At 57.6% G+C, this 18,756-nt stretch carries 19 protein-coding genes and 1 pseudogene; 15 read left to right on the forward strand and 5 right to left on the reverse strand.

Translation table 11 applies throughout. The features are described 5' to 3' along the window. Positions 1 to 52 precede the first annotated feature (52 nt). Positions 53 to 1,651 carry a single-stranded-DNA-specific exonuclease RecJ gene (gene recJ, locus ACXWTF_RS09805; protein WP_461714814.1) on the reverse strand — a complete coding sequence of 533 codons (1,599 nt, stop codon included), beginning with the start codon at positions 1,649 to 1,651 and terminating at the stop codon, positions 53 to 55. Then, positions 1,635 to 3,263 (reverse strand): CTP synthase, encoded by a 1,629-nt coding sequence (locus ACXWTF_RS09810; RefSeq protein WP_461714815.1) that lies wholly within the window; start codon positions 3,261 to 3,263, stop codon positions 1,635 to 1,637. Before ACXWTF_RS09810 ends, recJ begins: the two co-directional genes overlap by 17 nt. Positions 3,264 to 3,366: 103 nt before the next feature. Between ACXWTF_RS09810 and ACXWTF_RS09815 the strand changes: the two genes are divergently transcribed. The 3 genes from ACXWTF_RS09815 to ACXWTF_RS09825 all read left to right on the forward strand — a co-directional run bounded on the left by ACXWTF_RS09815 (position 3,367) and on the right by ACXWTF_RS09825 (position 6,826). Beyond that, positions 3,367 to 4,977, forward strand: coding sequence for a cation:proton antiporter (locus ACXWTF_RS09815; protein WP_461714816.1), 1,611 nt, complete (start codon positions 3,367 to 3,369; stop codon positions 4,975 to 4,977). Positions 4,978 to 5,227: 250 nt separating this feature from the next. Further along, complete coding sequence (locus ACXWTF_RS09820) at positions 5,228 to 5,737, forward strand: RDD family protein (protein WP_461714817.1); 510 nt, start codon at positions 5,228 to 5,230, stop codon at positions 5,735 to 5,737. Beyond that, the gene (locus ACXWTF_RS09825) at positions 5,738 to 6,826 is read left to right on the forward strand and encodes an MFS transporter (protein WP_461714818.1); all 1,089 of its coding nucleotides are present in this window, start codon (positions 5,738 to 5,740) and stop codon (positions 6,824 to 6,826) included. It abuts the gene before it with no gap. Here the strand turns inward: ACXWTF_RS09825 and ACXWTF_RS09830 are convergent. Genes ACXWTF_RS09830 through ACXWTF_RS09840 form a run of 3 tightly spaced genes read right to left on the reverse strand, consistent with a single transcriptional unit; the run spans position 6,823 to position 9,247 of the window. Beyond that, the gene (locus ACXWTF_RS09830; RefSeq protein ID WP_461714819.1) at positions 6,823 to 7,575 is read right to left on the reverse strand and encodes a DUF481 domain-containing protein; all 753 of its coding nucleotides are present in this window, start codon (positions 7,573 to 7,575) and stop codon (positions 6,823 to 6,825) included. The two genes, ACXWTF_RS09825 and ACXWTF_RS09830, sit on opposite strands and share 4 nt — an antisense overlap. 41 nt (positions 7,576 to 7,616) lie before the next feature. After that, entirely contained in the window at positions 7,617 to 8,408 is a 792-nt protein-coding gene (locus ACXWTF_RS09835) for a DUF481 domain-containing protein (RefSeq protein ID WP_461714820.1), read from the reverse strand. Then, positions 8,405 to 9,247, reverse strand: a complete 843-nt coding sequence (locus ACXWTF_RS09840) for a mechanosensitive ion channel family protein (protein ID WP_461714821.1) — start codon at positions 9,245 to 9,247, stop codon at positions 8,405 to 8,407. The genes ACXWTF_RS09835 and ACXWTF_RS09840 overlap by 4 nt, the downstream gene beginning before the upstream one ends. A gap of 166 nt (positions 9,248 to 9,413) precedes the next feature. Here ACXWTF_RS09840 and ACXWTF_RS09845 point away from each other — a divergent pair, with 166 nt between their 5' ends. The 12 genes and pseudogenes from ACXWTF_RS09845 to ACXWTF_RS09900 form a co-directional block, all read left to right on the forward strand. Further along, a complete protein-coding gene (locus ACXWTF_RS09845; protein WP_345970085.1) occupies positions 9,414 to 10,682 on the forward strand; it encodes a 3-isopropylmalate dehydratase large subunit in 1,269 nt (422 codons plus the stop codon). A gap of 8 nt (positions 10,683 to 10,690) precedes the next feature. Further along, positions 10,691 to 11,542 carry a PI-PLC domain-containing protein gene (locus ACXWTF_RS09850; RefSeq protein WP_461714822.1) on the forward strand — a complete coding sequence of 284 codons (852 nt, stop codon included), beginning with the start codon at positions 10,691 to 10,693 and terminating at the stop codon, positions 11,540 to 11,542. Between the two features lie 32 nt (positions 11,543 to 11,574). After that, positions 11,575 to 12,168 carry a molybdenum cofactor guanylyltransferase MobA gene (mobA, locus tag ACXWTF_RS09855; RefSeq protein WP_461714823.1) on the forward strand — a complete coding sequence of 198 codons (594 nt, stop codon included), beginning with the start codon at positions 11,575 to 11,577 and terminating at the stop codon, positions 12,166 to 12,168. A gap of 310 nt (positions 12,169 to 12,478) precedes the next feature. After that, entirely contained in the window at positions 12,479 to 12,952 is a 474-nt protein-coding gene (gene moaC, locus ACXWTF_RS09860) for a cyclic pyranopterin monophosphate synthase MoaC (RefSeq protein WP_461714824.1), read from the forward strand. Continuing rightward, positions 12,930 to 13,199 (forward strand): HP0495 family protein, encoded by a 270-nt coding sequence (locus ACXWTF_RS09865; protein ID WP_461714825.1) that lies wholly within the window; start codon positions 12,930 to 12,932, stop codon positions 13,197 to 13,199. The genes moaC and ACXWTF_RS09865 overlap by 23 nt, the downstream gene beginning before the upstream one ends. A gap of 9 nt (positions 13,200 to 13,208) precedes the next feature. Next, positions 13,209 to 14,234 (forward strand): DUF6781 family protein, encoded by a 1,026-nt coding sequence (locus tag ACXWTF_RS09870; RefSeq protein WP_461714826.1) that lies wholly within the window; start codon positions 13,209 to 13,211, stop codon positions 14,232 to 14,234. 175 nt (positions 14,235 to 14,409) lie between these two features. Then, positions 14,410 to 14,844 carry a heme-binding domain-containing protein gene (locus ACXWTF_RS09875; RefSeq protein WP_461714827.1) on the forward strand — a complete coding sequence of 145 codons (435 nt, stop codon included), beginning with the start codon at positions 14,410 to 14,412 and terminating at the stop codon, positions 14,842 to 14,844. 316 nt (positions 14,845 to 15,160) lie between these two features. Beyond that, complete coding sequence (locus ACXWTF_RS09880; protein WP_461714828.1) at positions 15,161 to 15,379, forward strand: hypothetical protein; 219 nt, start codon at positions 15,161 to 15,163, stop codon at positions 15,377 to 15,379. After that, complete coding sequence (locus tag ACXWTF_RS09885; protein ID WP_461714829.1) at positions 15,376 to 15,651, forward strand: type II toxin-antitoxin system RelE/ParE family toxin; 276 nt, start codon at positions 15,376 to 15,378, stop codon at positions 15,649 to 15,651. Before ACXWTF_RS09880 ends, ACXWTF_RS09885 begins: the two co-directional genes overlap by 4 nt. A 349-nt stretch (positions 15,652 to 16,000) precedes the next feature. Next, positions 16,001 to 17,314 (forward strand): sulfite dehydrogenase, encoded by a 1,314-nt coding sequence (gene soxC / locus ACXWTF_RS09890; RefSeq protein WP_461714830.1) that lies wholly within the window; start codon positions 16,001 to 16,003, stop codon positions 17,312 to 17,314. After that, a complete protein-coding gene (locus tag ACXWTF_RS09895; RefSeq protein ID WP_461714831.1) occupies positions 17,295 to 18,479 on the forward strand; it encodes a c-type cytochrome in 1,185 nt (394 codons plus the stop codon). Before soxC ends, ACXWTF_RS09895 begins: the two co-directional genes overlap by 20 nt. A gap of 22 nt (positions 18,480 to 18,501) precedes the next feature. Next, positions 18,502 to 18,756 (forward strand): annotated as a pseudogene (locus ACXWTF_RS09900) (thiosulfate oxidation carrier protein SoxY); the annotation flags it as partial.

Below are 18,756 nucleotides of genomic sequence, written 5' to 3' on the forward strand. Positions count from 1 at the left end.
AAAAACCTCTGAAAAACGTGTAAGAAGAAAGCGCCGTGCAAACGGCCGATGCCTAGCCGTAGAGGCGTTCGAGCATCATCTGGATGGAGACCCGGCCGCCCCATTCGTTGCGGGCCAGGGTGTAGCTGCAGGTAAGGCGGCCGCTCTCGGGGCGCTCCAGCTTGCGCCGGAAGGCCATCAGGTCGAAGGTCTCGCGCTCATGCCTGAAGAGACGCAGGCTCACCTTGGAGTGGTCCCCGTCGCTGCCGAGGTAGCGGATCCCCACGACCTCGGCATCCCGTGCCAGGAAACGGGGGCGGGGGTTGCCCTCGCCGTAGGGCTCGTAGCGCTCCAGGATCTCCAGCAGTTCGAAATCCACGCTGCCCGTATCGAGCTGTCCGACGATCTCCTCGACCGGCAGGAAATCTTCCGGATCGAGCGTGGCCGCTTCAGCGTTGATCCCCTCGCGGAAAGCGTCGACATCCTCGGCGCGCAGGGAGAGGCCCGCCGCCATCTTGTGGCCGCCGAACTTCTCGAGCAGCCCCTCCTGCGAGGCGATCAGATCATAAATGCTGACGTTGCCGAGCGAACGCGCGCTCCCCTTGGCCCGTCCCGCTTCGATGCTCAGCACGATGGCCGGCTTCTCAAAACGCTGCACCAGCCGTGCGGCGACGATGCCCACGACCCCCTCATGCCACCCCTCATGGGCGACGACGATCACCCGGTCGTCGGGCCGCACCAGGGCGATGGCCTCCTCCGTCGCTTCCGCCTCGATGGCCTTGCGCATGACGTTGAGCTGTGTCAGGAGTTCAAACTGCCGGAACGCCGTCTGTTCATCCGGTGCGATCAGCAGTTCCAGGGCCAAAGAAGCATCTTCCAGACGGCCCGCGGCATTGATACGCGGTGCGATCTGAAAGCCGATATCTTCGGCACCAAGTTTCGTTTTCCCCAATGCTTCGCGGACGATGACGGACATCGGGCGGGAGGAGCGCTCCATCTGGGCCAGCCCCGCCTGCACGATTGCGCGGTTGATGCCCTTAAGCGGCATGACGTCGGCGATGACTGCCAGGGCAAGGAGTTCGAGGAACTGCCCCATATCGATGGAGAGTCCCAGCTCTTTTTTGATCAGCGCCATCAGCAGCCACGCCACCTGTGCACCGCAGATCTCCGGGAAGGCGTAGTGGTCGTCAGCACGCTTGGGGTCGACAACGGCGTAGGCGTCGGGCAATTTCTCCGAAGGCGTATGGTGGTCGGTGATGATCAGGTCGATGCCGCGCGCCTTGCACACCTCGGCTGCCGCGAAGGCGTTGATGCCGTTGTCGACCGTAAAGACGACGTCGGCGTCGATGCGTTCGAGGACGCGTTCGGAGACCCCGTAACCGTCCGTAAAACGGTTGGGAATCGTCACCTCGAGCGGGTAGGGGATCTGACGGAAAAAGAGGGTCGTGATCGCTGTTGCGGTCACCCCGTCAACGTCGTAATCCCCCACCAGGGCGATGCGTTCGCCTTTGCGGATGGCATCGGCGATCCGTTTGGCGGCCTTTGTGGCGTCGGTCAGACCTGCAGGGTCGGGGATATCGGAGAGTTTGGCAAAGCCGGAAGCAAAGCGCGAACGCAGCAGTGCCTCGAGGGCACGCTTGTCCAGCAGCGGGGCGTCAGGCGCCTTTGGCATGGGCCAGTGCCGCCTTGACGAAGGCGAGAATGGAGGGGTTCGGCGTCTGCAGGCGCGACGTGAACTCCGGGTGGAACTGGACACCGAGGAACCACGGGTGCGCCGGGATCTCGACGGCTTCGATCAGGCCGTTGGATTCGCCGGTGACGACCATGCCCGCGTTCTCGAGCTCTTTGCGGTAGGTCGGGTTCGCCTCGTAGCGGTGGCGGTGGCGCTCGAAGATCGTCTTTTCGCCGTTATAGGCTTCACGCAGCAGCGAGCCCTCTTTCGTGTCACAGGGGTATTCGCCCAGGCGCAGGGTCCCGCCCATCGGCGACTTGTGGGTACGCAGTTCGGTCTCGCCGCTCTGGTTGATGAAGTTGTCGATCAGGTAGATCATCGGGTGCGCCGTCTCTTCGTTGAATTCGATGGAGTTGGCGTCCTCGTAGCCCAGAACGTTGCGGGCATACTCGACGAGGGTCAGCTGCATCCCCAGACAGATACCGAGATAAGGCACCTTGTTCGTACGGGCGTAGTGGATCGCCTGGATCTTTCCTTCAACCCCGCGTGAACCGAAGCCGCCGGCAACAAGGACGGCGTCGCAGTCCTGCAGCAGCGCTTCTGCGCCGCGCTCCTCGATCTCCTCGCTGTCGACCCAGCAGAAGTCGACTTTCGTATCCAGGTGGGCTCCCGAATGGATCAGGGCCTCGATCAGAGACTTGTAGGACTCTTTGAGTTCCAGGTATTTGCCGACGAAGCCGATGCTGATGCGCTCCTGCGGGGAGACGATCTTCTTCACAAGCGCATCCCACTGCTCCATGTCCGGGTTCAGGTCGCCCAGTTCCAGCGCCTTGGCGATCGGAGGCAGGATGTTCTGGTGCATGAAGCTGATGGGCACCGCGTAAATGCTCGGCGCGTCCAGGGCTTCGATGACGCTGTCCTGGGGAACGTCACAGGAGAAGGCAAGCTTCTTCTTGAAGGTTTTCGGCAGGGCATGTTCGCTGCGGGCGATGATCATCTGCGGCGTGATACCGATACGGCGCAGCTCCTGGACCGAGTGCTGGGTCGGTTTGCTTTTATGCTCTCCGGCCGCTTTGATGTAGGGGATCAGGGTAACGTGGATGAAGAAGGTACCGGCGACCTCCTCGTCGTGTTTCATCTGGCGGACGGCCTCCATGAACGGCTGTCCCTCGATGTCCCCGACGGTCCCGCCGAGCTCGACGACGAGGATGTCATGCCCCTCGCCCGCCTTTTTGATCCGGTCGACAATCTCGCCGACGATGTGCGGGATGACCTGGATGGTCTGTCCCAGGTACCCCCCGGCGCGTTCGCGCTCGATGACGGAGCTGTAGACCTGTCCGGTCGTGAAGTTACTGGTTTTCAGGAACGCCGTGTCGAGGAAACGCTCGTAGTTCCCGATGTCTAGGTCGGTCTCCGCGCCGTCTTTTGTGACGAAGACCTCCCCGTGTTCCAGGGGGCTCATCGTCCCCGGGTCGACGTTGATGTAGGGGTCGATTTTGAGCATCCCGACCTTTTTGCCGGCATGCTTCAGCAACGCGCCGATGGAAGCGGCCGTGATCCCTTTTCCGAGGGAACTCAGTACCCCGCCCGTTACAAAGATATATTTCGTCATCGCAGACCCCGTTTGAAGCTTTATTTTTTCGCAATTATATCGGGCGGCGGCTTATCGCTGTATGAGAAAGACCTGCTATACTTATCCGAAAAAAGAAACCTTTATGGACCAACCCCTGATCTACGCCGTTACGGCCCTCGCCATCTCCGTCGTCATGAACATCCTGCTCAAGAAGATCGGCGTCTCCCAGGTGATCGGCTACATTCTGACCGGTACGATCATCGTCTACGCGTTTGACCTGCGCCACTACAACGATTCGCACACTTTGGAGCAGATGGCGGAATTCGGGATCGTCTTCTTGATGTTCACGATCGGCCTGGAGCTCTCCCTGCCCCGGCTGGGGGCCCTGAAACAGATCGTCTTCGTCAACGGTCTGCTTCAGGTGCTTGTCACGGCGGTCACCGTCTTTGGCTTCGCCTATGCGCTTGTCGGCATCGGCCTCACCTCATCCATCATCATCGCCAGCGCTTTCGCGCTCTCCTCCACCGCCGTCGTGCTCAGCTACCTCAAAAGCTCCAAGGAGATCCATCTCCCCTACGGGCAGCGCGCCATGGGGATCCTCATCTTTCAGGATATCGCCGTCATCCCGATCCTGCTGCTCATCGGCTTCCTCGCCAGCGACGGGGGCGACTGGCAGAGCACGCTGCTGCACACCGCCGAAAGCGCCGTGCTGATTCTGCTCATCCTCTTTACCGTCGGCCGGCCGTTGATGACCTGGCTGCTGCACTTCGCCGCCGACAGCGGGATCGAGGAGCTCTTCCTCGGCTCGGTCCTCGTCATCGCCGTCGGGGCTTCTTTGCTGGCCGACGCCATGGGCTTCACCTACTCGCTGGGCGCTTTCCTCGCCGGGGTCATCATCGCCGAAACCAAGTACCACCACAAGGTCGAGGCGGATATCGCCTCGTTCAAAGACCTCCTGCTTGGCGTCTTCTTCGTTACCGTCGGGATGAAAATAGACCTCGCTTTTTTCGCCGACCACCTCGTCAATATCCTCGGTATCCTCGCGGCGGTGATGCTGCTCAAAAGCCTCATCATCTTCGCACTGATCCGCCTGAGCAGCCCGACGCCCGTCGCCTTGAAAACCGCGCTGTCGCTCTCCCAGCTCGGCGAGTTCTCCTTCGCCATCTTCGCCCTCGCGGCCTCCGACGGCCTGCTCGACCCGGCCCTGGAGCAGTACCTCATCATGATGGTCGTCGTCTCCCTCGTGCTGACCCCCTTTTACCTGCCGAAAATCCACCCCTTCGTCCTCAAACGGTTTCAGCAAAAAGGGCTCCACGACAACCTCGCCCCCGTGGCGGAACACCGCGACCATATTATCGTCTGCGGTTACAGTACGGTCGGGAAATTCGTCGCGGCCGAGCTCAAAACACTGGGGATGGATTATGTCATTATCGACAACTCCCTCAAACATGTCAAAGAGGGGCTGGACTGCGGGGAAGCCATCTACCTCGGTGACCTCTCCAAGCCGGCCATTGCGGAGGCCCTGCACACCGAGAACGCATCCGCCGTCATCGTCACCCTGGACAACCCGGAGAAGAAAAGCCTCATCTGCGAAACGGTCCTTGCCATCAATCCGCAGGCGAACCTTGTCGTGAAAATCGTGACGCTTGAGGAGAAAAAAGGGCTTGAAGCACTGCATGTCGGCCATATCGTCGACGGCAAGCATGAAGTTGCAAAGGTCCTGGTCTCCCAGGCCATGCAGTGTGAAATGTAAAAGTGTGGCTTAAAAACATCCCGGTAAAAGGAGGGGGGAAACCGGGATGCGCTTCATAGGTATATAAGGAGTGTATAAATGAAACTCAATGACTGCTACTGTTTGTCGTTGAGACGGTGGAAGTATAGGGCAGAAGAGGTAAACTAGCCGTAAATATGCAACTATAATACAAATCTTTTATGTTATGTTTAAGTATAACAAATAGTTTTACTTCGCCTTTGGCTGCCGCCCCTTGCGCTATAATAGCGCCATGCGATGGCGAGAGATCAAACACACCAAACCGAAACCCAAGCCAAAAAGCGGTCCGACGGTGACCTATGCCGATTTCAGGTCGCGGGCCATGGCCTTTATGACGGACATCTTCATGATCGGCATCCCCATCACCCTCATCATTATGGTCGCCTTCGGGCACGACCAGATGATGAACAGCGCGGGAGGGACGGACGTCCTCATGAACCCCGCCGAAGCGAAGCAGCACGCCCCCAACCCCTACGCCTCGGTCACGCAGATGCTGCTCTATGCCGTCACGTTCGTGCTTTTCTGGCATAAAAGCGGGCAGACGCCGGGCAAAAAGATGATGCAGATCCGCGTCGTCGACGCGCAGACCTTCCGGACGGCCTCCTGGGGCCGCCTGCTCCTGCGTTTCGTCGGCTACTTTCTCTCCGCTTTCACCCTGGTCGGCTTCTTTACCGGCCTGTTTCGCCGCGACGGCAGGGCATTGCACGACCTGCTCAGCGGCACCGCCGTGATCCGTGCCTGAATGACCCTGCTCGTCTCCGCGTTTTACTTTTTCTACTTTGCCATTATCGGCGTCTACGTCATCTTTATGCCCAAAGTGCTCGAGATGGTCGGCTACGCCCCCTCCGAGATCGGCATCATCTTCGCCAGTGCGCCGCTGGTGCGCTTCGCCGTCCCCTTCGCCTTTATGCGCGGCCTCCGGCTCGACCGGACGGTCTTCAACGCCGCCCTGCTCCTCATGCTCGCCGCGGCCGCCGCTTTTTTCCCGGCCCTGCCCCACTTCTGGGCGCTGCTGGCCGCTAACATCACCCTGGGAATAGGGCTCAGCCTTATCCTCCCCTATATCGAGGTGATCGTACTGGAACTGATCGGCAAGGAGCGGTACGGTAAGGTGCGGCTCTACGGTTCGGTCGGCTTCATCCTCGTGGCCCTCGCACTGGTCAAGGTGCTGGACGCACCCCAGACGGCACTCTTTTTCCTGATGGGGACGACGCTGCTGACGGCGCTGTTCGGGTACAGCATCGCCAGGCATGATGCGAAAAAACAGTCAGAAGCGCCTGCGGCAGCCGACAGCGGCGGGTTTACGCTGCTGACCCACCCCGGCCTCTGGCTGGGCTTTCTGCTGATGCAGATCAGTTTCGGCCCCTTTTACAACTTCTTCACCATCTACGAGACCGCCCACGGCGTGAGCCTCGATATGACCATCTACCTCTGGAGTTTCGGCGTGATCGCGGAGATCCTCCTCTTCTACTTCCAGGGCCCCCTGCTGCGCCGCAACCTGCACCGCCTGCTGGAGTTTGCCGCCGGCGTGACCGTCATCCGCTGGCTGATCGTCTGGCAGTTCCCCGAAAATCTGCCGCTGCTGTTTGCGGCGCAGAGCATGCACGCCATCAGTTTCGCCCTCTTTCACACCGCGGCCATCAGCTACCTCTACACCCTCTTCACCGAAAAAAAACTCGCACAGCAGTTCTTCTTCGGGATCAGTTACGGGCTGGGGGGATTTATCGGGGCCGTGGGATCGGGGTATGTCTATGAGTACGCCCCGTCATCCCTCTTCCTCACCGCGGCGGTCGCATCGGCGCTCGCCCTGCTCGCGCTGCGGCGCGGCTAGAACTTGAAGGTAAAGAGGGTCCGCTGGGAAAAATCGTCCTGCTTGATCCCGACAGCCGGTTCCGAGTCGTGGTTGTAGCCGACCCGGAGTCCGAGATAGAGCTGCTTGTAGATCCGTAACTCGATGCGGGCGGAAGTCGCGATGTAGTAATCGTTGCTCTTGTCGACCTTCGGCTGGTAATAGGCGACCGCCGCGAACAGGGCGTCATCCGGCAGCGGCAGGCTGTAGGCGAGGTAGCTGTTAAAGCGGAGGTTGCGCTCCAGCGGGTCGATGGTCGTCGAATAGCCGATATATTCGGCATAGGCACCCACTCCGATGAAGAGCCCGCCCCACTCGCCGCGCTTCTTGTTCAGGACCTTCCATCGCACGCCCCCGCCGGCGAGGGCCCGCTCCTCGATCGACTTGAACTCATCCTTCTCCATCTGCGCAAACCCTTCCGCTGCGATATCGGCGCCGACGATGTTTTCGATATAGCGCAGGTGGGCAAAGAGGTTGTTCGTATCCCTCACCCCGCTCGCCTCGCCGTATTCGCCGCGCACGACCCCCCAGACCACATAGCTCGCATTGCTGTCGTACTGCAGCTGAAGGCTCCCGGAGTAGTTATCTTTCTCCGTATTGCCGCGCTTCGTCTCGAAGGCGCCGGAGAGTTCGCCGGAAAGGCCCGGTTTCTCACCGACCTCACGGGGTTTGATCGCCACAATGGCAAAAAGCTGAATGGAAATGAGCAGGAGAAAAAGCGTACGTAACAAAGAGAGGCTCCGTCTGAAAAATCAGACGGCATTATAGTGGACTAGTAGTCGATAATCAATGAAGTCATGAAGGTCGTATCGGTACGTTCGTTGCCTGCCGGAGGGAGGTTGGTGTAATCGACCTTGTAGCTGATCCCCATCGAGAAGGTGCTGTTGATCTTGCTCTCAAGCGCCGTTTTGGACGCGACGAAGTAATTCTGGTCATTGTCGAAGCCGCTGCGGTAGCTCGCCTCTTCGATGAATTTGAACCCTTCAATGATGATCCAGCTGAACGCCCCTTTGAGCATGTAACCCCAGTAGTCGTTATAGGTGCCGTCGACTTTGGTCAGGCCGCCTGTGCCGTCCGGGTAGGGGTAAGGGACCTCCGTCCCGTTGACGTCGTAGTACTTGTTCATCCCCTGGTCGATGCTGTAAAGCACGTTCCCCTGGAACTCCAGGGCGTAGGGTTTTTCCTCCAGCACGATCACCTTCGCACCGGGGCCGGTGTAGAACTGATAGGCGAAACCGGAGAACTTGTCATCCTTGTAGCCGGCCACATAGTTCAGCGCGACATGCTTGGCGAACTTCCAGTCATAGTTGAGCTCGCCGAAAATCTTGTTCTTGTTCTCCTGGCTGTTCTCCGTACCGTAAAGCGCATCCGCGTGGAGTTTCAGGCTGTGCGCCCCCCAGCTCTTTTTCCCGTTGAAATCCAGCGAGAAAGCGGTCGTGTCGGTATTCCCCTGGGTCTGCACGTAGCTGAGTTCCGTGTGCGTGACAAGGGGGTTGGGCTTCGGTGCCGTCTCGGCGGCAAAAAGGGCCGAAGCGGCCAGGATCGGGGTCAGAAAACGTTTCATGCCTTGGGCTCCTCGTTATCGGTAGGATCAAGATGGACATCCATCTGCGGATAGGGGATGCTGATGCCGTTGGCATCCAGCGCGAGCTTGATCGACTCGAGCATGCCGAAGTAGGCATCCCAGTACGCTTCGGACTTGACCCAGGCCCGGACGGTAAAGTTAACGCTGCTGTCGCCCAGTTCGCTCACCGCGACCAGCGGTGCGGGGTCGGCCAGGGTACGGGGGTCATCGTGGATCACCCCGTAGAGCACCTCCTTGGCCTTTTTCAGGTCGTCATTGTAGCCGATGCCGATGATATGATCGATACGCCGCTGCGCCTTGTTGGAAAAATTAACGATGTTCCCGGCGGTGATCGCGGCGTTGGGCACGATGATGGTGCGGTTGTCCACCGGGCTGATGGTCGTCGTAAAGAGGCTGATGCTCTCCACCGTTCCCGTCGCACCGCCGGCCTCGACAAAGTCGCCGACCTTGAAGGGGCGGAAGATCAGGATAATCACGGCGGCACCGACGTTGGCCAGGGTATCTTTCAGTGCCAGGCCGACGGCGAGACCGGCGGCACCGAGGACCGCCATGAACGAGGTCGTCTCGATCCCCACCTGTCCGAGCGCCGCCATGATGACGACGACCAGCAGCACGAAATAGACGCTGCTCGACACAAACTTCGTCAGCGTCTCGTCGACATCGTACTTGCGCATCGCCCTGTTCGTCACGTTGCCCAGCGCCTTTGCGACCCGCTTCCCGATCAGGAAAATGAGCAGCGCGCCCAGGAACTGCAGCGCATAGCCAAGGGCCAGCTCCAAGTAGGGACCGTACGTCTCCGGATCCAGATATGCTTCCATGGGAACCTCCCGGTTTAAGTGTAAGGCAGTATAACACAGCAAACAACAGCGAAATGTTACCGCTGCCTAAAAAAATGGCGTCAGGGCCCGAAGGGGGAAAAATGGTATAATCGCGGCACTATTTTTTGCGCGGAAACCATTTCTCCGCCGGACAAGGCAAACAATTATGGGTCAGACTATCACCGAAAAAATCTTCTCCGAGCACGCCGGCAAAACCGTCTACGCGGGCGAGATCGTTCGGGTGCCGATCGATATGGTCATCGGTAACGACATTACGACGCCGATTTCCATCAAGGCGTTCGAGGACGCGGGTGCCACCGAACTGGCGAACCCGGACGGTTTCTCCATCGTCCTGGACCACTTCATCCCCGCCAAGGATATCGCTTCGGCCAACCAGGCGCGTATCAGCCGCGACTTCGCCAAGAAGCACAAGATGAAGCACTTCTTCGACGAGAAAGATATGGGGATCGAGCACGCGCTGCTGCCGGAAAAGGGCCTCGTCGTCCCCGGTGACGTCATCATCGGCGCCGACAGCCACACCTGTACCCACGGTGCCCTGGGTGCTTTCTCCACCGGGATGGGCTCCACCGACCTCGCCTTCGCCATGGTCACGGGGGGCAACTGGTTCAAAGTCCCCGAGAGCATCAAAGTCGTGCTCTCCGGGAAACCGGGCCCCTTCACGACCGGCAAGGACATCATCCTCGAAGTCATCCGTATGATCGGGGTCGACGGTGCGCTTTACCGTACCCTCGAGTTCACCGGCGACACCATCGCGCACCTCAGCATGGACGACCGTTTCAGCATGTGTAACATGGCGATCGAAGCGGGCGCCAAGAGTGGGATCGTCGCCGTCGACGAGATCACCGAGGCCTTCCTGGCCGACAAAACACTGGCACGCCCGGCGAAGATCCACCACTCCGACCCGGATGCGACCTACGTCCAGGTGCTCGAGATCGACGTGGACAAGCTCGAACCGGTCATCGCCTACCCCTTCCTGCCGTCCAACGGCCACAGCCTGAGCGAGGCCGTCAGCGACCATATCAAGGTCGACCAGGCCTTTATCGGCAGCTGTACCAACGGCCGCCTCAGCGACCTGCGCATCGCCGCGAAGATCCTGGAAGGCAAAAAGGTGCACGAGGACGTCCGCCTCATCGTCACCCCGGGGACGCAGCGCATCCTGCGCGAAGCGACGAAACTGGGCTACATCGACATCATCGTCGATGCCGGCGGCGTCGTTTCCAACCCGACCTGCGGCGCCTGCCTGGGCGGCTACATGGGGATCCTCGGTGACGAAGAAGTCGCCATCTCCACCACCAACCGCAACTTCGTCGGCCGGATGGGCTCACGCTCTTCCAAGGTCTACCTGGCCAACTCCGCCGTTGCTGCCGCCTCGGCCATCACCGGCTACATCACCGACCCGGCAACGATCGACTAGGTCACACCATGTCCTGGAAGGCGATCACGCTCGGCACGGTTCTCGTCATCGCGCTCGCCTGGAACGCGGCGGTCTATTTCGCCGACCGTCAGCTGGCAGAAAAACAGTACGACGGCGTCTACGACAGCTGCCATAAGGTCTGGTCTTCCCGCGGCCTCTATAACACCAAAGAAGAACGCAACTCCCTGACGGCCTTCCTCCGTGCCTTCGAAGCGGGGGCACACGGCGTCGAGGTCGACTTCAGCTACGACGAGGCTACAGACCGCTTCATCATCGGCCACGGCCACCCCCGCAAAGGCCCGGACGGCAAGCCGATCTATACGGAAAAAGAGGGTGGCCTCTTCACCCTTGAGGTCCTCTTCCGGGAACTGGGCGAAGGGCACGCCTTCTGGCTCGACTTCAAGAACCTCGATCACCTGAGCGTCGAAGCGACGCAAAAAGCGATCCGCCGGCTCGAGACCATCGCTGTCAACGGCAACGTACACGACCGCCTCTATATCGAAGGCTCCAATCCGCTGCGCCTGGCCCTGTACACCGACGCCGGTTTCAAAACCCTCCTCGGTACCTTCCCGCTGTCTGATGGCAACCCGTTCGCTTCCATCGTCGTCAGTGCCTACAAGCTGCTCTTTGCCTCGTTCAATATCTCGGGCATCGCGCTGAACTACGGCAGCGTCGACAAGCCGATCTACGGGGAGAATACCCAAAAACAGCTGGGCAGTCTCCCGGTATTCGTTTTTCACATCCCCGATGAGCCGTCGCTGTTGCAGCAGCTGGTACATAACCGCCATGTCCGCGTCATGCTCGTCGGCCGCGACATCAGTATCGACCGCTTCGCCGTCACCGACTGCGGCCGGGATTGACGGGCGGCACGGTTCACCAAAGGAGCGCCACCATGCCTGAAAACACCTTTTCCCTCCCCTGCGTCATCTTTGCCGGCGGGAAGAGCTCACGGATGGGCCGCAACAAGGCCCTGCTCCCCTTTGACGGTTTCGCCACCCTCACCGAGTACCAGTACGCCCGCCTCTCTCCCCTCTTCAACGCGACCTTCCTCTCCGTCAAAACGACCGAAGGTTATCCCGAAGGGCTCCCCTACCTCCCTGACGATCCGTCGATAACAGATTCCGCGCCGACTGCGGGCTTTGTCACGGCATTCCGGCACCTGGAAGCGGAGCGTTTTTTCGCGCTCAGCGTCGATACCCCCTTCGTCGATACCGCCGTCATCCGTGCGCTGCTTGAGCACGACCGCGGGGAGCTTGATGCCGTCATCGCCAGAACCGAGGGGGGCACGCACCCGCTCTGCGGCATCTACCACCGCAGCCTGCTCGAGCGGTTCGAGGCGATGGCCGCCTCCGGCGATCATAAACTGGGCAGGATGCTCTCAGAGAGCCGTGTCCGTTATGTCGATTTTGACGATGAAGGGCTTTTCAGCAATCTCAACCATCCCCACGAATATGAAACGGCATTGAAGATGCTGGATAAACAGTAGGCATTTTCGGAGAAAAGGTGCCGCCATAGGGCGGCGGAAGAGGAGAAACGTTGTTGTATGATACATCAATCATGGGGCTTACCTATAGTAGGCGGCTATAGTGCCCAAAGATTCAATGTTAGGCTTTGAAAACTTCGTCGGCAAAAGGCGTATCCCTGTTGCACATTCAAATCATAGAATAAATTATCCACAATTAATCCAGAAGTATGGTTAATTATTGAACAACAAAATGCCTATACTCTACTTTTCGCCATCAAGTTCCTTCTAAACGGCTTTACTATAAGATAGCGTTAAAAACGGGATACAATATATGCAGCTGACCCATCTGGATGAAAAAGACCGGCCGAAGATGGTCGACGTCTCCGCCAAAGCGCCCACCGAACGTGTGGCCGTCGCCAGCGGAACAATCACGATGAGCCCCGAAGCCTACAGTGCTATTGTCGAAGAGCGCACCAAAAAGGGGCCTGTCCTTCAGACGGCCGTGATCGCCGCGATCATGGGGACCAAGAAAACCTCGGACCTCATCCCGATGTGCCACCCCCTCAACCTCAGCGGGATCAACTGCGACGTGGAGGAGCTGCCGGAACTGCCGGGCTTCCGCCTGAGCGTCACGGCCAAACTGACGGGGCAGACCGGGGTGGAGATGGAAGCCCTGACCGGTGTCAGCATCGGCCTGCTGACCATCTACGACATGGTCAAGGCCATTGACAAGGGGATGGTCATCTCCGACGTACAACTCGAAACGAAACGAGGAGGCAAAAGTGGTGAATATCAACGAACTTGATCAGAAGCTTGAACTGGAATACCCCTGCAGCTGGTGCTACAAGGTGGTCGGCGAAGAGCGTGAAAAACTCGAGAACGCCATCCGCGAGGTCATCCTGGAGCGTGAGCACAAGATCGCCCACTCCAATACGAGCCGCACCGGCAAATACATCAGCCTGAATCTGGAGCTGCTTGTGCATAACGAAGAGGACCGCCAGTTCATCTATGATGCGCTCAAGGCGCACCAACACGTCAAAATGGTTTTATAGGAGGCTCCGATGCTGGACCTGGAACAACTGCAGCGCGATATCCGCAATCATTATAAGAACCAAGAACCGATGGAGCTCGACGCCCGTATCGTCGACCTCATCGGCTACCTGGGAAGCGAATTCGGCCTGAACGAGACCGACCTGACCCTCCCGGAGATCCGGCTTGTTGTCAACACGATCCTGGCCGAACAGACGGCCGCTCTCCAGGAGGAGCTGGAAACCCTGCTTGTACAGCGGGAGCGTATCGAACGGCAGATCGAGCGCAAGAGCGAGCGGATCCAGGATGAGAAGCATCAGATCTTCAATACCCTCGAGGGGATCCTGAGCAACGCCCCCGGCGACACCCAGGCGAAGCTGCACCAGGTCAAGCTCCAGTCTATCGACCTCTTCGATATGCTCGAGGAGGTGGTGGAGTCTGCGATCATCACCACCCTCGAGAAGAATCACGACATCGAAGAGACGATCGAGGAGATCTGCAAAGAGATCACCTATGAAACGCTGGGGGAAGGCCCCCTCGAGACCGGGCGTATCCGCCTGGTCATCGGCAGCATTCTCCACAGTGCCGTTGAAGTGGGCGAAGCGACGCCGAACCAGGCCGAGGCGATCCTGCTCGGGACCCTTCGGGGTGTGCGCAGCGGGCTCATCAAGGCCATCCGCCGCCTGAAGAAACAGCTCCTCTATATGCCCGAGGAGCTCAAGCTGACGGCATCGATGGAGACAGAGCTCCTGCGGACCGACCTCCTCTTCACCCAGGTTCTGCAGGACGAAGCGCTGCAGTGCAGCAGCGAAAGCCGCACCCTGCTCGACAAACTCGCCAAAGAGATCCGCTACGACCTCGAGGAGCTTGTCGAGGTCTCCAAGGAGACGGTCGACCTGATGCGCAGCCAGCTCAGCCAGGCGCTGTCGCGCTCCCAGGTCCTCAACTCCAAAACCGCCGCCGAAGCCAAACGGGTGGGCATCTCTGCCTGGCGTTCGGCCAAAACGGCCCTGGAAGGTGCGCTGCAAAACGCCAAGGGAAAGATCGACAAAAAATAGATTTTTCCCCAACCATTTTTTCTGCACGCACAGCTGCTGTCGCGTGCAGTTTTCCACATCAAATTCAACGAAAATATATTCCCACGCACCCCGGGAAGCATGCATTCCAATTGAAACAAACGAATACTTTCAAAAATTTAGAAAAAGCGAAGAATAATAACTTATAATGATTGGCATGAAAAAGGTATTGATCATTGTATTGCTGGTTGTAGTAGGGATTCAATTCATTCCGATGAATGTTCCCGCCGAGGTGCCGACGAAGGCTGAAGACGAACTGGAAGCACCTGAAGAGGTTCTTGCCATCCTCAAACGTTCCTGTTTTGACTGTCACTCGAACCATACCACTTATCCATGGTATAGCTCGGTTGCACCGGTTTCATGGTTTACCAAGATGCATGTCAAAGAGGGTAGAGAACATATGAACTTCTCGACATGGGCTAGCTATGATGATGAGAAGAAGGCAAAGTATCTTGACAAGATCCCCAAAGCGGTCAAGAGCAAAATGCCGCTTCCAAGTTATCTGATCATGCACGCAGAGGCCAAACTGACTGAAGAAGATAAAAAAGTCCTCGCGGATTGGGCATCCGAAGCCGCTTTTGATTTAGAATAGTCAAGAGCGACTCAACACGCTAAAGCATTCTTCCCGCTTCCATTCTCCGTGATGGGAGCGGACCCCCACCCCATACAATCACTTCCTGCTGTCTCAACCGTTGTCGTCCTGCTCTCCCCTATCACTATGAGGTAGTTACTTACCAACCTCGGACCGGTGCGCTTCCCCTTCCCCTGCCAAGGTAACGCCATAGAACACCGATTGGTATGACGAAAGCCTGAGCGTTGCGAAGCGGTCCAGCAAGCAGCACTGAAGCGGAAACGGTAAAGCAGGTAATTCAACTCCCCCGTGTTACAATCACACAAAAGGAGTCGCAATGCAAACCGTGCTTTTGCTCGTGGATGACACCTACGCCGATACATTGAAACAATCCCTTCCCGCCGACAAGGCCTGGGTACTGGATGCACGCTACGATGCCTTCCGATGCGGTGTCCGCTGCAGCCTTGAGGAGTACCGTACCTCGCCCGATACCGTGACGGTCTACCATGAAACCATTGAAGAGATTGACGCATGGCTCGCGGAGCAGCGGTCATGAAAGTGGTGGCCGCCCCGCGTTTTACCGAACAGCTCAAAGCGCTTCTCCTGACAATAGCTGAGACCAACCCCGAAGAGGCGAAACGTTTCAAGCTCTATCTCGACACCATCTTGCTCAACCTGCCGAGCAAAGCGCAGAAATACAAGCCCTCAATCTATAGTGACGACGCTGACGTGCGGGACATTGAACATCAGGGGTGTACTATTCCCTTTTATTATGATCGTGACGGCGGGGCCTACGTGCTTCTGGGAATTATTGACAATCGTGTGTAATCTTAACGATTTTTAATTTTTTCATATTAATATCAAAAACGGTGGGTATTAAGCTAAGCTTATTTAAATTTTATTTATTTGTAATAATAATATTTTTAAGTCATACAATTTACGCCATTTTTGTTTCTTTTGGTAACGATATCCGGCGCTGCAGTTTCGTATTCACTCTTTATAGACGTTTCGTATTGTATACTTACGTTTGATAAGATCGTGATATTGGGTTCAGCACCTGTAAAGACAGCACATCAACAGCCGAATAACGAAAAGTTGCGGAGGTTGATGTGCTGTTTTGGTCTTATGACTATCGAAATAGTAATTAGCAAAGTTATTAATATAAAAGGGAGGAAGAATGAGAAACGAACATTCTCAACACGATGCTGAAAACGTGTCGGCCGAAAGAAGAGACTTCTTCAAAAAAACCGCCGCACTCTCAGCCACGGCAATCGCCGGTGCCGGAATGCTCTCCGGTACACGTGCGATGGCTGAAGATGACCCGGTCATTATGAATACACCGGACTGGGGTCACAAGATCGGCTACCCGGTCACAAAAAACCGCTACGGTATGCCTTCACCGTACGAGCACAACATCACCCGCCGCAACGCGAAACTCCTTTCCTCAGGAAACTGGCAGGCATCCATCGCCATGTGTCCGATCCAGGACCTCAGCGGTATCATGACGCCGAACGGCCTCTTCTTCAGCCGCTGCCACGGTGGTATCCCGACCATCAACCCGAGCGAGTGGCGCCTGATGATCCACGGTCTTGTCGAAAAGCCGCTGGTACTCACCCTTGATCAGCTCAAGCGCTACCCGAACGTCAGCCGCGTCCACTTCGTCGAGTGTCCGGCAAACGGCGGCCCGGAATGGCGTGGACCGCAGTTCAACTCCATCCAGTTCGCCAAAGGGATGATGAGTAACGCCGAATGGACCGGCGTCTACCTCAAAGACATCCTCAAAGACCTCGGCCTCAAGCCGAGTGCAAAATGGATGCTCGCAGAAGGTATCGACAGCTCACACATGGGCCGTACCGTACCGGTTGACAAAGTACTCGACGATGCGATGATCGTCTGGGGCCAGAACGGCGAAGCGCTTCGCCCGGAGCAGGGCTACCCTGTCCGTCTCCTCCTCCCGGGATGGGAAGGTAACCTCTGTGTCAAATGGCTCGGACGCCTCGAATTCGCTGCTGAACCGTTCTACGCGAAAGAAGAAACAGCGAAATATACGGCACTCAAGCCGTCCGGCAAAGCGATCCAGCACTTCTATGCGAACGAAGTCAACTCCATCATCACTTCACCGTGTCCGGAAAAACCGTGGACCGACCTCAAAGCAGGCGACCTTGTCGAGATTGAAGGTCTCGCATGGAGCGGTATGGGTACGATCGAAGGCGTCGACATCAGCTTCGACGGCGGAAACAACTGGGTTGAAGCAAACCTCAAAGGCCTCGTCCTTCCGAAGTCCTGGACACGCTTCAGCTTCATGTACAAATACGAAGGCAAGCCGCTGATCCTCGCAAGCCGCGCACGCGACGACGCAGGCTACATCCAGCCGACCATCGATGAAGAAACCGCAGTGATGGGTGTCGAGTCCGTCTACCACAGAAACGGCATCGCCACTTGGGAAGTCACTGCAGAAGGGAAGGTAAACAATGTTCAAATTCGATCGTAAATTTATTCTTGGCGCCTCCGCAGCGGCAGCGGTCGCTATGCTCGCCACGGGCTGTGTCGAAAGCGGCGACGCCGCGGCACCGTCTGCATCCAACGGTGACAATGTCCTGACATACGCCAACGGCAAGCGCGTCATCGACGGCGGTCGCTACTATGCAACCGTCAATGGCAAAAGCGGTCCGTACTATGTCAACACTGATGCGGAAAACGGCGGATACTCCTACGGGCGTACACCGACAGCCAACGAGCTCGAGGCATGGAACACGACGGTCACACCGTGGCGTCTGCCGCCGAAAGGCCAAGGTACTGCCGAAGAGGGTGAAGCGGTCTACGAAGCGAAATGTGTTATGTGTCACGGTGACTTCGGTTCCGGCGGCGGCGGTTATCCGGCGCTCTCCAAAGGCAACGCTTACGACAACATGGCGACACTCAAACACCAGCGTACTACACCTGATGCAGAAGGTCCGATCCGTGTCTTCGGTAACTACTGGCCGGAAGCGAGCACCCTGTGGTGGTACATCATGGAAGGTATGCCGCACCCGGATACACGTACACTGACTGATGATGAAGTCTACGGACTCGTTGCCTATATCCTGAACCTCAACGAGATGGAGATCGACGGCGAAGAAGTTGATTACGAATACGTCCTCGACCAGGAGAAATTCGCGAAGATCGTTATGCCGAACAAAGACGGCTTCGAACCGGTCATCGACGGTGCAAACGGCCTCGAGAATGTCCGTGCCTATTTTGCGGACCCGGCAAACTTCGGTGCGCAAAAGATCGCTTCAGCAGACGAGCGCTGTATGAGCAACTGCCAGAAAGAGACGGCGAAAGTTGTCCCGATCTCTATCGAGCAGAAAGATTTCCTCCCGCCGCTCTCCCAGGTACGTGACCTGCCGGAAGTTGAAAACACTGCAGGCGTAGACCTCGAAGCGAAAAACACCTATGAATCCAGCTGTGCCGTGTGCCACGGTGCTGCGGGCATGGGTGCTCCGGTAGTCGGTGACAAAAAAGCGTGGGACGCTGTTGTAGGCAAAGGTATGGACCAGGTCTATGCACGCGCTATCAACGGTACCGACGCGGGCATGCCTCCGAAGGGGGGCACGGACCTGTCTGACGACAAACTCAAGGCGGTGGTTGATTACATGATCAGCCAGAGCAAATAAATCTCAACCAAAGGATAAACATATGCAAAGAAGAACATTCCTCTCTCTCGCAGCTGGCGCTTGCGCCCTGGCTGCTGTACCGGCAAGCGTCCGTGCGGAAGATTTCCGTAAATCCAAGCCGACTGTCTGGACAGCTAAAACTGTTGACGACGCGCTCAAAGCGATGTACGGCACGACTGCTACTGTCGCTGAAGGCGTCACTGTCGTCGCTCCGGACGTTGCAAGCAACGGTGGTGCGGTTCCGGTCGATGTCAAGTCTGACATCGCTGCAAAATCC

The organism is Thiomicrolovo sp. ZZH C-3 (assembly GCF_054862725.1).